At 67.0% G+C, this 13,044-nt stretch carries 11 protein-coding genes and 2 tRNA genes; 3 read left to right on the forward strand and 10 right to left on the reverse strand.

What is annotated here, in order from left to right:
- Positions 1-43: 43 nt before the first annotated feature.
- Both leuD and leuC read right to left on the reverse strand, forming a co-directional pair.
- A complete protein-coding gene (leuD, locus tag NG696_RS18545; RefSeq protein ID WP_252576314.1) occupies positions 44-646 on the reverse strand; it encodes a 3-isopropylmalate dehydratase small subunit in 603 nt (200 codons plus the stop codon).
- A gap of 9 nt (positions 647-655) precedes the next feature.
- Positions 656-2,110: a 3-isopropylmalate dehydratase large subunit gene (gene leuC, locus NG696_RS18550; protein ID WP_252566071.1), complete on the reverse strand. Its 1,455-nt coding sequence runs from the start codon at positions 2,108-2,110 to the stop codon at positions 656-658.
- A 113-nt stretch (positions 2,111-2,223) separates the two neighbouring features.
- Here leuC and NG696_RS18555 point away from each other — a divergent pair, with 113 nt between their 5' ends.
- Together NG696_RS18555 and NG696_RS18560 are read left to right on the forward strand one after the other, a co-directional pair.
- Entirely contained in the window at positions 2,224-2,943 is a 720-nt protein-coding gene (locus tag NG696_RS18555; RefSeq protein ID WP_056349182.1) for an IclR family transcriptional regulator, read from the forward strand.
- 48 nt (positions 2,944-2,991) lie between these two features.
- Entirely contained in the window at positions 2,992-3,531 is a 540-nt protein-coding gene (locus NG696_RS18560; RefSeq protein WP_252576315.1) for a DUF1697 domain-containing protein, read from the forward strand.
- Positions 3,532-3,536: 5 nt separating this feature from the next.
- Here NG696_RS18560 and NG696_RS18565 read toward each other — a convergent pair whose 3' ends face one another.
- The 4 genes from NG696_RS18565 to NG696_RS18580 form a co-directional block, all read right to left on the reverse strand.
- Complete coding sequence (locus NG696_RS18565) at positions 3,537-5,153, reverse strand: GTPase (RefSeq protein WP_252576319.1); 1,617 nt, start codon at positions 5,151-5,153, stop codon at positions 3,537-3,539.
- Positions 5,150-6,865, reverse strand: a complete 1,716-nt coding sequence (locus NG696_RS18570) for a dynamin family protein (RefSeq protein WP_252576321.1) — start codon at positions 6,863-6,865, stop codon at positions 5,150-5,152. The genes NG696_RS18565 and NG696_RS18570 overlap by 4 nt, the downstream gene beginning before the upstream one ends.
- A 216-nt stretch (positions 6,866-7,081) precedes the next feature.
- Positions 7,082-7,157 (reverse strand) — tRNA-Glu (locus NG696_RS18575).
- Between the two features lie 143 nt (positions 7,158-7,300).
- A tRNA-Gln gene (locus NG696_RS18580) sits at positions 7,301-7,372 on the reverse strand.
- 298 nt (positions 7,373-7,670) lie between these two features.
- Here NG696_RS18580 and NG696_RS18585 point away from each other — a divergent pair.
- The gene (locus NG696_RS18585; RefSeq protein WP_252576323.1) at positions 7,671-9,065 is read left to right on the forward strand and encodes a hypothetical protein; all 1,395 of its coding nucleotides are present in this window, start codon (positions 7,671-7,673) and stop codon (positions 9,063-9,065) included.
- An 8-nt stretch (positions 9,066-9,073) separates the two neighbouring features.
- Here the strand turns inward: NG696_RS18585 and NG696_RS18590 are convergent, their stop codons facing one another.
- Genes NG696_RS18590 through NG696_RS18605 form a run of 4 tightly spaced genes read right to left on the reverse strand, consistent with a single transcriptional unit; the run spans position 9,074 to position 12,972 of the window.
- The gene (locus NG696_RS18590; protein ID WP_252566087.1) at positions 9,074-9,811 is read right to left on the reverse strand and encodes an HAD family hydrolase; all 738 of its coding nucleotides are present in this window, start codon (positions 9,809-9,811) and stop codon (positions 9,074-9,076) included.
- Positions 9,811-11,325: a glutamate--tRNA ligase gene (gltX, locus tag NG696_RS18595; RefSeq protein WP_252566090.1), complete on the reverse strand. Its 1,515-nt coding sequence runs from the start codon at positions 11,323-11,325 to the stop codon at positions 9,811-9,813. The genes NG696_RS18590 and gltX overlap by 1 nt, the downstream gene beginning before the upstream one ends.
- 20 nt (positions 11,326-11,345) lie before the next feature.
- Positions 11,346-12,122: a fumarylacetoacetate hydrolase family protein gene (locus NG696_RS18600; protein WP_058932084.1), complete on the reverse strand. Its 777-nt coding sequence runs from the start codon at positions 12,120-12,122 to the stop codon at positions 11,346-11,348.
- A gap of 55 nt (positions 12,123-12,177) precedes the next feature.
- On the reverse strand, positions 12,178-12,972 hold the full coding sequence (locus NG696_RS18605) for an MBL fold metallo-hydrolase (protein ID WP_252566093.1): 795 nt from the start codon (positions 12,970-12,972) through the stop codon (positions 12,178-12,180).
- Positions 12,973-13,044: the final 72 nt, after the last annotated feature.

Consider the following 13,044-nt stretch of genomic DNA (forward strand, 5'->3'; position numbering starts at 1 on the left):
GCACAGGCGGCTCCGTCCGGGGCGGGAAATTCCGGCCTCCGGCTCAGGAGAGGCGGGCCGGAAGCGTTGTGGGCATGAAGGCCGGACGCGTGGCCTCGAAGGCGGTGATGTCCTCTTCGTGCTGGAGGGTCAGGCCAATATCGTCCAGGCCCTCCAGGAGGCGCCAGCGCGTGTAATCGTCGATTTCAAAGGGTGCCACGATGGTGCCGCAGATGACAGTCTTGGAGACGAGATCAACGGTGACTTCGGTGCCGGGAGCATTCTCGAGTTCTTTCCAGATCAGCTCGATGTCCTCCTGGGCGAGCTCAGCGGCCAGCAGCCCCTGCTTGCCGGAGTTGCCGCGGAAAATATCGGCAAAGCGGGACGAGAGGACCGTCTTGAAGCCGTAGTCCTTCAGGGCCCAGACGGCGTGTTCACGGGACGAACCGGTGCCGAAATCCGGGCCTGCCACGAGGACGGAGCCGGCGTTGAACGGCGCCTGGTTCAGGATGAAGGCCGGGTCCTTGCGCCAGGCGGAGAACAGTGCGTCTTCGAAGCCGGTGCGGGTGATCCGCTTGAGGTAGACCGCCGGGATGATCTGGTCCGTGTCAACGTTGCTCTGGCGCAGCGGTACGCCGACGCCGGTGTGGGTGGTGAACTTTTCCATGGCGGCCTCCTAGGCTGCGTCGGTGCGGATGGCGGCGGATTCGGGAACCGGATCGAGGTCCGACGGCGAACTCAGGGTGCCACGGATAGCCGTGGCCGCCGCCACCACCGGCGACACCAGGTGCGTGCGGCCGCCCTTGCCCTGACGGCCTTCGAAGTTGCGGTTGGAGGTCGAGGCGCAACGCTCCCCCACCTCCAGCTGGTCCGGGTTCATGCCCAGGCACATCGAGCAGCCGGCAAACCGCCATTCGGCGCCGAATTCCTTAAAGACCTTGTCCAGCCCTTCGGCCTCTGCTTCCAGCCGCACGCGTGCCGAGCCGGGGACTACCAGCATCCGGATGTTGGGGTCCTTCTGGCGCCCGCGGATGATGTCCGCAGCGGCCCGGAGGTCCTCCATGCGTGAGTTGGTGCAGGAGCCCAGGAAGACCGTGTCCACCCGGATATCCTTCATCGGCGTCCCGGCTTCAAGCCCCATGTACTGCAGGGCGCGTTCGGCGGCCGCCTTGGCGTTTTCGTCGCCGAAGTCCTCAGGGAACGGAACTCTGGCTGAGAGCGAAACGCCCTGGCCCGGGTTCGTGCCCCAGGTGACAAACGGCTCCAGCGTGTCGGCGTCAAGGTCCACCTCGACGTCGAACGTCGCATCGTCGTCGGTCCTCAGCGTGTTCCAGTACTCGACGGCGGCATCCCAGTCCGCGCCCTGCGGCGCGTGCGGGCGGCCGTCCATGTAGTCGTAGGTGATCTGGTCGGGGGCCACCAGGCCGGCGCGGGCACCGGCTTCGATGGACATGTTGCAGATGGTCATGCGGGCTTCCATGGACAGCGCACGGATGGCGGAACCGCGGTATTCCAGGACGTAGCCCTGGCCGCCGCCGGTGCCGATCTTGGCAATCACGGCCAGGATGATGTCCTTGGCGGTGACGCCCGGGCGCAGGGTGCCTTCGACATTGATGGCCATGGTTTTGAACGGCTTCAAGGACAGCGTCTGCGTGGCCATGACGTGTTCCACCTCGGACGTGCCGATGCCCATGGCCAGGGCACCGAACGCGCCGTGGGTGGACGTGTGGGAGTCACCGCAGACAACGGTCATCCCGGGCTGGGTAAGGCCAAGCTGCGGGCCAACAACATGCACGATTCCCTGCTCCGCGTCGCCGAGCGAGTGCAGGCGGACGCCGAACTCCGCGCAGTTGTTGCGCAGCGTCTGGATCTGCGTACGGCTGGTGAGATCGGCAATGGGCTTGTCGATGTCCAGCGTGGGCGTGTTGTGGTCCTCCGTGGCGATGGTGAGGTCCGGGCGGCGCAGCTTGCGGCCCGCCAGGCGCAGACCTTCAAATGCCTGCGGAGACGTCACCTCATGGACAAGGTGAAGGTCAATGAAGAGGAGGTCGGGCTGAGCATTGGCTCCTTCGCCGTCGCCTTTACGCACCACGTGCGCGTCCCAGACTTTCTCGGCCAGTGTCTTTGCCACGGCCATCTCCCTTCACTGCTGTTTGGCTGTTTGGTTCCACTGAACCAGCAGGGCTGCATTATGTGCCAGCCCGAAGATTTGCATCTCAGATAATGAGACGGCAATATCATTACATGGACAATTCTAGTGGAGTCGGCGTCATTGATAAAGCGGCCCATGTGCTTGATGCATTGGAGGCCGGACCCACCACGCTGGCACAGCTGGTGGCCGCCACAGGTCTGGCCCGGCCTACCGTGCACAGGCTTGCCCTGGCCCTGATCCATCACCGGTTGGTGAGCCGCGACATCCAGGGCCGGTTTGTCCTCGGCAGCCGTCTGGTGGAGCTCGCCTCCGCCGCCGGCGAGGACCGTCTCATCGCTTCCGCCGGCCCGGTCCTGATGCAGCTGCGGGACGCCACCGGCGAAAGCTCCCAGATCTTCCGCCGCCAGGGCGAATGGCGTATTTGCGTCGCCTCCGCAGAACGTCCCATCGGCCTGCGCGACACCATCCCCGTGGGCACGAAACTCTCCATGAAGGCCGGCTCCGCCGCGCAGGTACTTCTTGCCTGGGAAGACCACGACCGGCTCCTTGAGGGCCTGCAGGCCGCCCGCTTCACGCCTACCGTGCTGGCAGGCGTACGACGGCGGGGCTGGGGCCAGAGCCTCGGCGAACGCGAGCCCGGGGTCGCCTCAGTCTCGGCCCCGGTCCGGGGACCGTCCGGACGCGTGATCGCCGCCGTGTCGATCTCCGGCCCCATCGAGCGGCTCACCCGCCAGCCGGGCCGCCTCCACGCCGAGGTGGTCTGCAATGCCGCACGGCTCCTCACCGAGGCCCTGCGCAAGGGCAACGACTGAGGCCTCGCCTCCGTCCAGGCCTGGCTGCCCCCCGGCTAGGCTGTCGCCATGAACAGCTACGCAGTCTTCCTCCGCGGGATAAATGTCGGCGGGATCAACATCAAGATGGCTGACCTCAAGAATGCCCTCGCATCGCAGGGGTTCGCGGAAGTCAAGACACTGCTGGCCAGCGGCAACGTGGTGCTTGCCAGCGACGAGGATCCTGCCGCCGTCAAACGGACATTTGAGAAGTGCCTGCGTGACGCGTTCGGCTATGACGCCTGGGTGGTGGTTTTGACGGCCCAGCGGGTCTCCGAACTCGTGGCGGCCTGCCCGTACCCGGCGGACGACAAGGCAACGCACACCTACATCACGCTGGCCTCAGACACCGCCATGCTCGATGAGCTGGACGCGGCCGGCGCAGCCCTTGACGGGACTGAACAGAAACGCCTCGGCCCGGAGGCACTGGCCTGGCTGGCCCCGGCTGGCGGGACACTGGACAGCCCGTTCAGCAAGATCTCGTCCAAGGCAAAATTCAAGGCAACCACTACCACTCGGAACCTGCGGACGCTGATCAAGGTCAGTGACGCCGCAACCGCCTTGGCGTAGCGGCCTTAGTTTCCGGCCGCAGCCTTCAGCGCCGCGTTGAAGGACGCGAGCCTGCTGACCTCAACTTCCACCGGCTCCACCACGAAGTCCCGGGCAACCTCGCCCACCGCTGCCCTCAGCCGTTTCCTGGCCCTGGCCGCACGCGCACTCGCGGCTCCCGACCCAATGAACTTTCCGGTCAGCGCCAGGAAGATTCCCAGCGCCACGCCGCCGGCAATCATCAACGTCGGCACCGGCCAGCCCTCCACCTTCGGAACCTGGGGCACGGGCAGCTGGAGATAGCCGAGCCCTGCCAGCACACCCAGCCAGCCCAGGCCGCCCAGGACTGTCAGCAGCGCGAGCCACTGGACCACGTTGAACATGCCCCACCACCAGGACTTCCGGGACGCCATCAGGTCCGTGCCTGCGATGGCCTGGTCCAAGGCATCCGGCAACGCCTCCCGCCCTTCCCGGGCAGCACCCCTGATCGCGGCACGCCACGGTCCGGGTGCGCCCGCACTCGCCGCGTCCGCAAACTCACGGACAGCAGCATCCGTCCGGGCGCGTTCCGGGGCGCCCGCGGCCGGGAGCGAGGTCCGGTTAAGTTGGGACGGAGAAGAACTTCTCAGATTGAGCCGGCGGAGCGGATCAGGCCGGAACCGCACCAGCCACCGCGTCACCGGCCACCCCGTGCGGCGCGTCGACTCGATGCGGTAGGACCGCGCAACTGCGTCCACCACCACGGGCACGTTGGCGGCCGTTGCCAGCTCATCGGTGAGCCGGGATCTCGACGCCGGCCTGACACCGGCGGCTTCCCCAGCGCCGGCGGCGTCCCGGAGTTGCCCCGAGGCCCGCGAAACGTCCGCGGCCAGCCGCTGCGAGATTGCCTGGCGCTGCACCACCACACCGCGGATGGCGCTCCGGACCTTGTCCACGCCGGTGCCCTTCAGGGCGGATGCGCCCAGGACCTGAACCTTGCCCAGCCCGTCGCGGGCAAGGATCCCTTTCAAGGACTCCAGCACAGGCTGCACGTCCCGTTCGGGCAAGCGGTCCACCTGGTTGAGGACCACCAGGGTCACGGCGCCATGCGCGGACAGGGGCGCCAGGAAATCGTTGTGGACCGCCGCATCGGCGTACTTTTGCGGATCCAGGACCCAGACCAGGACATCCACCAGGCCAACCATGCGCTCCACGATCTCCCGGTTCGCGGCCCTGGTGGAATCGAAGTCCGGCAGGTCCAGCAGGATCAGCCCGGTGCCCTCGTCCGCGAAGCCTGCCACGGACTCCGCATGGTGGCGGTTGCCCACCGCAAGCCAGTCCAGCAACGGCTCGCTGCCGTCCGCTCCCCAGACACCAGCCAAAGGTTCCGACGTTGTGGGCCGGCGGGCGGCCGCCGTCGCGATTTCAGCGCCGCTGACCGCGTTGAAGAGTGACGATTTTCCGCTGCCGGTGGCACCGAAAAACCCAACAACGGTGTGATCAGCCGACAGTGACCGCCGGGAGCTCGCGCGTTCGAGGAGCTGGTATACCTCCTCGAGTGCAGCATCCGGCAAGACACCTTCGGCGAGTTCGCGGGCATCATTGAGGGCTTCGAGCCTGCGGTTCAGCTGCGACGCTTCGCGGGCTACGCTGTGGCGGCTCATGCCTTGTCCGCCAGCCGGGCCAGGGCAGCGGCGTGGTCGGTCAGGATCCGGCCAGTGTCCGCGCCGCCCTCCGGCAGGCGTTGGAGGAATTTCTGCTGCTCTGCCTGCAGCAGCCGCTGGCAACGGGCATGGAGGTCATCCCGCGCAGTCTGCGCCAGCCGGCGGACCGCGTCTTCGCCGAACACTGCCTCGAGCAGTTTCTGGCCGACGACGGCGGTACCGCCCGCCACGCCGATCTCCAGCCCGGTGAGGCCGGCGGTCATGGAAAACACCACGATCATCAGTGCGGCACCCAGCCCGTTAATCCCGAAGGAAAGCCATCTGGCCTGCGTGCGCTTGCCCTGCCCCTCCGTGCGGATCAGTTCCATCAGGCCGGCCTGCCAGGCCCTGATCTCCGCTGCGGCCACATCGGCAAAGCCGGGGCCGGTGCCGGACAGATCCTCCGTCCCCAGGAGCTCGCGGCCGGCCGGGTCCGAGCGCCACCGCTGGTCAGTTTCCTCGCCGGCGTTGGCGGCCTCGTCCAGGATGACGGCCTGCAACCCCGTTTCGATGGCGGCCTCAACCCGGACGGCCGGCGTCGGCTCGCCCCGGAAAAACGCTCCCACGCGATCCCGCAGCCGTCCGATGTTCTGCTCCAACGCCCGGAAGAACTCCCCTGTTCCGACGAAGTCCTGCCAGCGCGCCAATACTTCGCCACGGAGGAGGGCGCCGTCCTTTGTTGCGTCCAGGATCCGGGCCCCGGCATCGCGATAGGCGGCCTCAGCGCCTGCACGGAGCGAGGCCGCGGCCCGCTCCTGCCCCTGGACCGCGTGCGCCACGGCACCGACCCGCCCGGCCAGCGCCTTCACCGTCCCGTTGAGGGTACGGCGGGCAATTTCGGACCGCCCAGCGGCGTCGGCTGCAAGTTCCTGCAGCCAGCGCCGCAGCGGCTCCACGGCGCTCGTTGGCAGCATGCCAAGATGGTCCAGGTCCGTCTCCGGCACAATGAACAGTCCGGCGTCGCCGAGGCCTTCCTGTTGCAGCAACGCCCGGAGATCGGCGCTGACTTCGGCTTCCGCCTCCGCCGGCACACGATCCAGGACCACGGCCACCATGATGTCCCGCGAGGACGCGTCCAGGAGCAGTTTCCACGGGACCGCGTCTGCGTAGCGGTTGGCAGTGGTCACAAAAACCCAGAGGTCCGCGGCGGCCAGCAACTGACCGGCCAGCCTGCGGTTGTCGTCGGAAATTGAGTCGACGTCGGGAGCGTCAAGCAGCGCGATCCCCTGCGGAACAGCCTGGTCCGCCACCAGCACCAGGGAGGAAATGGCCTCCGCACCGGGTGTTGCGCCGGCCCGGCTGGCCGGGACGGGTTCCGTAGAGACAGTGCCCCGGATCCGGTTGAGGGTGGGCAGCACACGGTGGCCTTCGAACCAGCCGGCATCGGCCGGGTGGTGCAGCAGAATCGGCTGCCGGGTGGTGGGCCTGATGGCGCCGGAGCGTGTGACCGGGTGCCCCACTAAGGCGTTCACCAGCGTTGACTTGCCGGCGCCCGTGGAACCCCCGACGACGGCCAGCAACGGTGCGTCCAGGCTCCGGTACCGCGGGAGGATGTAGTCGTCCAGCTGGGCGACGGCGTTCCGCGTGTCCTGGCGCGCCTGTTCGACGTCCGCAAGGGCGAGCGGCAACGACACCGCAGACAGATCCCCACGCACGGCCTCGAGCAAGGCCACGGCCGGCTCCGACGCCGCGTCGGGCCGGCCCGGCTGCGTTTTCGGTGCGCGCAGAGGCGGCGGAGGCTGCGTGGGACGAAGCCCGTCTGAGGAGGTCACAGCATCATCATGCCAGTTGCGGCAGCTTTCCCACCGGGCCCCGGTTGTGTCCTGTGACCGGCAGGGTGGACTCCACAACGAAAAAACGGCCCCGGGCTGATGCCCGGGACCGTTCGTTGGTGACCCCAGCGGGATTCGAACCCGCGTTACCGCCGTGAGAGGGCAGCGTACTAGGCCGCTATACGATGGGGCCGCGTACTTCCAGGAAGCTTTCACTTCCAACCGGCGCCAGGCCGGTTTGCTAAGTGAGTATTTCATACACTCAGCGCGCGTTTCAAATCGGCGAACCGATCTGAAACCACTGATTTGCCGCGGTTAGCCTGCGACCAAACAGAGCTGGGATACCAGGACTCGAACCTAGAATGACGGTACCAGAAACCGTAGTGTTGCCAATTACACCATATCCCAATGATACTTTCGGGCCGGAGTTTCGGGCTTCAAGCCGCGCTCCGTGCGCCTCAGCACGAGAAATTACTTTACCCGAGACTTTGGGCTGGCACAAATCGGCACCGAAGACCCAGGGTCCGGACCCCTTGCCAGATCACCCGGAATAAGTTTACTCTCGGTAAGTTACCCGAGAGTAACCACCCTCTGCCTTTGCTGCAGGCACTTCGGAATTTAGTTTTGCGTCCGGACTTGCCGCCCCTGGTCCAGGTGGGTGGCCGGCAGATTTCACACTGCCGGCAAACCATCGAGAGGACCCACCGTGACACAAAGTCGTGCCGCCGCGCCCATCAAGACCCGAACCCGGGCACAGCAGCTTGCCATCGCCGTCCTGGCCCTGATGCTGATTGCTTTGCTTGGGTTTTACACACTGGTCACCGCCAGGATCACCGACGGATCGGCCAAGCTGATGGACGGTGCGGGCCAGGCCTCGGCCGGCGCCGAGCAGCTCAAGGACGGCGCCGGTCAGCTGGCGGCCGGCGCGGGCATGGCAGACACCGGTGCCGGCAAGCTCTCCTCCGGCGCCGACAAAGTCTTCCTGGGTGTCAGCGAGAAGCTGGCCCCGGGCGCTGAAAAACTGCAGTCCGGTGCAGACCAGCTCGCCGCTGGCGCTGTCAAGATCGAAACTGACGTCAACAACAAGCTCGCGCCCGGCGTGTACAAAGTGGACGATGGCGCCCGAAAGCTCGCCGCCGGAGCAACCCAGCTCGCCGCGGCACTGACGCCTACGGCCGCCGGAAATGCCGAGAACAACCTGGCGGACGGCGCGACTGCGCTGGATGCGGGTGCGGCCCGCCTGGCCTCCGGGACGGGAGAGCTGGCCGCCGGAACGGCCCAGCTGAAGGGCTATCGAGGAGCGAACAATTCCCCCGAGGCCGGCACCGGTACGGCAGCATTGGCGCAGGCCCTTGAGCTGCTGGAGGCGGCGGCCTCGGACCCGCTTCAGGGTCTGGTGCCGCTGGCCGTAATCAAGGACAAGATCGCCAAGATCACCGCTGGAGCCCACAAGCTCGACGCCGGGGCGCAGCAACTGCAGGCTGGCGCCGGGAAGCTCAATGACGGAGCGGCGCAGTTGCATACGGGAACGGGGCGCCTCACCGCCGGCTTCGCCACCCTGGGTGAAAAGCTCAACAGCCGCGATCCCAACAACCCGGGCGTTGTGCTCGGCACCGAACTGCTGACCGCCGGAACGTCCCAGATCCGCACCGGCATGGACGGCGTGCCTGGCAATGCCGACCGCCCGGGCCTGATCAATGCCGTCGCCAAGATCACGGAGGGCAGCTCACGGCTGGCGGACGGCACGTTGGCACTGAATGCCGGGATCAAGGGCGATCCCGCCGATCCCTCAACCCCTGGCCTGCTCCAGGGCTCCCAGGCACTGGCGGCAGGCGCCTCGAAACTGGCCACAGGCAACACCAAGCTGGCCTCGGGATCGACAGAGTTGGCGACCGGTGCCGGGAAACTTGCTGATGGCAACGCCCGGATTGCGGATGGCACGGACACTCTGTACTCCAGCGCAGCGGCCATCTCGCCCACCAGCATGGTGGGGAAGTCGGATACCGCCGTTGCCCTCGGCCTGGTTGCTGTGCTGGTACTCGGATCCGTGGGCATCTACATGGTGCTGCGGAACAGGCAAAGGCTTCAGTCTGCCGGGTAGACGGCTGGTCAGCCCAGCAGCTGTGACAGCGAGGTGATCTTGTGACCGGCGAAATCCGGCGCTGGCTCCCCCACCCTGTTGAGCCAGACGCCTATCAGGCCCGCCGCCGTCGAACCGTCTGCGTCCAGCATCCTGTTGTCCCCCACATACAGGGTCTCCTCCGGGACAGTCCCCAGCAGGCGGACTCCTTCGAGGTAGATGGCCGGCTCAGGCTTGGCAACGCCTACGGTGTCCGTGCCAACCAGGCGGCGGACGCGTTCCAGGCCGGCGCCGTCGAGCTTGGCCCGCTGGTAGTCGTGCACGTTGTTACTGACGGCACCGTAGGGGATGCCGGCAGCGTCCAGCAGGTCCAGGAGCGGCAGCACGTCCTCAAAGGCACGCACATACGTGGGCTGCAGCCGGCTGTAGGCCGAGAGCCACCCGTGCGCTTCTTCGCCGTCGGCAAGATCCACCCCGAAGTGCCCCAGGGCGGCGCGTCCCCGCAGAAGGCGCTGGTCGTTGAAGGTCAACTCCCCGGCCAGGTACCGGTCGTAGTAGTGCGTGGTCTCGTGCGTGAAGATCCTGCCGAAACGCTCCCACCCGGTCTGGTCCAGACCGGGCAGGAGGTGCTCGCTGACCTCGCGAAGGGCTGTGGTCATGGCGTATTCGAGGTCCACCAGGGTGTCGTCGATGTCGAACAGGACGCCCCGGATGGTCCCGAAGCGCGTCTTCAGGACTCCGTCAGCGGTGGTGCCGGTGGCGGACATCAGCCGCGGAAGGTGCGGAGCCGGCTCAGGGACGAGTCCTTGCCCAGGATCACCATGGATTCGAAGAGTGGCGGCGAGATCCGGCGCCCGGAGATGGCGGTGCGGACAGGACCGAAGGCCAGCCGCGGCTTCAGCCCGAGGTCCTCCACGAGTGCCTGCTTCAGGGCCGTCTGGATCTCCTCCGGGTTCCAGTCCTGAACAGGCTCAAGGGCCGCAAGGGCGGCATCAAGTACTTCGGTCAGGTTGGCGGGCAGGCCCTTGCGGGCGTCGTCCGCGACGTCGATCGCGTCGTCGGCCTTGAACAGGAAGGCGAGCATTTCCGGGGCCTCCCCCAGCAGGGTGATCCGCTCCTGGACGAGGGGTGCAGCCTCGGTGAGGATCTCTTCCTCCCGGTCCGTGAGGATCTCCCCTACCAGGTCCGCGGCCCGGAGGTACGGCACCAGGCGCGCACGGAAATCGGCGGCCTCAAGCAGCCGGACGTGCGTGCCGTTGATGGCTTCTGCCTTCTTCAGATCAAAACGTGCCGGGTTGGCCAGCACATCGTGGATGTCGAAGTGCTCCACGAGCTGCTTGACGGTGAAGATGTCCTCGTCGGCGCTCAGGGACCAGCCCAGGAGGGACAGGTAGTTCAGCAGGCCCTCGGGAATGAAGCCGCGTTCGCGGTGCAGGAACAGGCTGGATTCGGGGTCGCGCTTGGAGAGCTTCTTGTTGCCCTGGCCCATGACGTACGGCAGGTGCCCGAACTCCGGCATGTACTCCGCAACGCCAATGGCGTAGAGGGCACGGTACAGGGCGATCTGGCGCGGCGTGGAGCTGAGCAGGTCTTCGCCGCGCAGCACGTGCGTGATGCCCATCAGGGCATCGTCCACCGGGTTCACCAGCGTGTACAACGGCGCGCCGTTGGCACGGACCACCGCGAAGTCCGGCACGGAGCCGGCCTTGAACGTGATCTCGCCGCGGACGAGGTCCTTGAACGTGAGGTCCTCGTCCGGCATCCGCAGGCGCAGCACGGCCTGGCGGCCTTCTGCCTTGTACTGGGCCAGCTGTTCCTCGGTGATGTGACGGTCAAACCCGTCATAACCCAGCTTGGGGTCGCGGGACGCCGCACGGTGGCGGGCTTCGATTTCAGCGGGCGTGGAGTAGGACTCGTAAATGTGGCCGCCGGCCTTCAGCCGAGCGATGACATCCTGGTAGATGTCGCTGCGCTGGGACTGGCGGTACGGCTCGTGCGGGCCTCCCACCTCGACACCTTCGTCCCAGGTGATGCCCAACCACTTCAGCGCGTCCAGCAGCTGGTGGTAGCTTTCCTCGCTGTCCCGCGCCGAGTCCGTGTCCTCGATGCGGAAAACCAGGGTCCCCTTCGTGTGCCGGGCATAGGCCCAGTTGAACAGCGCCGTCCGGATCAGGCCCACGTGCGGGGTGCCCGTGGGTGACGGGCAGAACCGCACCCGGACCGGGGTTTCGGCAGTGACGGACGGGATGGCGGCAGGGTTCAGCGCGGAGGCAGTAGTCATAGTGGTTCCAACTTTACCCGTCAGCGGCGGACCACCGGGTTGGACAGGCGGCCGATGCCCTCGATCTCCACGTCGTAGCGGTCCCCCGCGGTGACGAGGTCGACGCCGGCCGGGGTGCCGGTCATGATGACGTCGCCCGGGAGCAGGGTGAAGGCCTGGGACACGATGGAGACGATTTCCCGGACGCCGCGGATCATCTGGCTGGTGCTGCCGTCCTGGCGCAGTTCACCGTTGAGCCAGCCCTTGATGGCCAGGTCTTCGGTGTCCAGCTCGGTCTCGATCCAGGGTCCGAGGGGTGCCGAGGTGTCGAAGCCCTTGGCCCGGGCCCACTGCAGGTCCGTTTTCTGGACGTCGCGGGCGGTGAGATCGTTGCCGCAGGTGTAGCCGAAGATGACGTCGTCGACGCGGTCTTCCGGGACGTCCTTGCAGATCCGGCCGATGACCACACACAGCTCGGCCTCGAACGAAACTTCGTCTGAGAATTCCGGCAGCACAATGGGGTCGCCGGGGCCGATGACGGAGGTGTTCGGCTTCAGGAACAGCAGCGGCTGCTGCGGGACTTCGTTGCCCAGCTCGGCGGCGTGCTCGGCGAAGTTGCGTCCCACGCCGATCACCTTGCTGCGGGGAATGATCGGGGCCAGGAGCCGGACGTCTTCGAGCTTGTGCTTGACGTGCGTGCGCTCCACCCCGTTGAAGAAGGGGTCGCCGTTGATGACAGTGATTTCCTCACTGCCGGGCTCTCCTTCAACAACGCCGTAGAGGGGATCAGAATCGACTACAAACCTGGCAATACGCATGGTGGCTAGCCTACCGTCTTGAGCGGCGGCACTTGCCCTGCGTCACGTCCGCCGGTCAGGCCCCGGGCAGCCCACGGAGGTAGTCCAGCTGCGCGGCCACCGACATTTCGGCCGCCCGCCGGACGGAGGGTTCGACGTCGGCGTACACGTCGTCCGCCACGTCCGCGACAGTGGCGTCCCCGCCAAAGCGGGCCAGCGCTGCGCGGATCTGCGCCAGACGCTCCTGCCGGTGCTCGCGGTAGGAGCGGGTAACGGCCGCAAGGGAGGGAAGCACCGGGCCGTGGGCCGGCAGGACGGTGGCCTGGCCAAGGGCTTCGAGCCGGTCCAGGGACTCAAGGTAATCCCCCAGCCTGCCGTCAGGGTAGTCCAGCATGGTGGTGCCGCGGCCCAGGATGGTGTCGCCGGTCAGCACAGAGCCGTGCGGGCCGTCGCCGGGAAGGTGGAAGCAGACGGAGTCGGACGTATGGCCCGGCGTTGCCAGGACCCGGATGGAAACACCCGCCGCGTGGATGGTTTCACCGTCCTGCAGGGGCTCGCCGCCGTGGCAGTGCCGGGGATCGGCCGCGCGGACCGGGGCGCCGGTGAGCTCATGGAGCCGCTGGGAGCCTGCCGTGTGGTCGGAGTGGCGGTGCGTCACGAGAATGAGTTCCACGGGGCCCACGTCTGCGAGGCGGCGAAGGTGGCCCTCGTCCGCCGGGCCCGGATCCACCACCACGGATGTACTGGCGCCGGGGGCGGAGATGGCGTACGAATTGGTGCCGTCCAGGCTCATGGGCCCGGGGTTGGGTGCCAGGAAGAAAGCCGTCAGTGGGCTGGCAGCGACTGGAGCGCCGCTCGAGGTGGAGTTCACTGCACCATCTTCGCATCAGGACGGCACGGAATAACCGCACCCCCGGGGCGGGTTATGGCTGGTGAACCCACC

This window comes from Pseudarthrobacter cellobiosi, assembly GCF_023913755.1.
Lineage (GTDB): Bacteria > Actinomycetota > Actinomycetes > Actinomycetales > Micrococcaceae > Arthrobacter > Arthrobacter cellobiosi.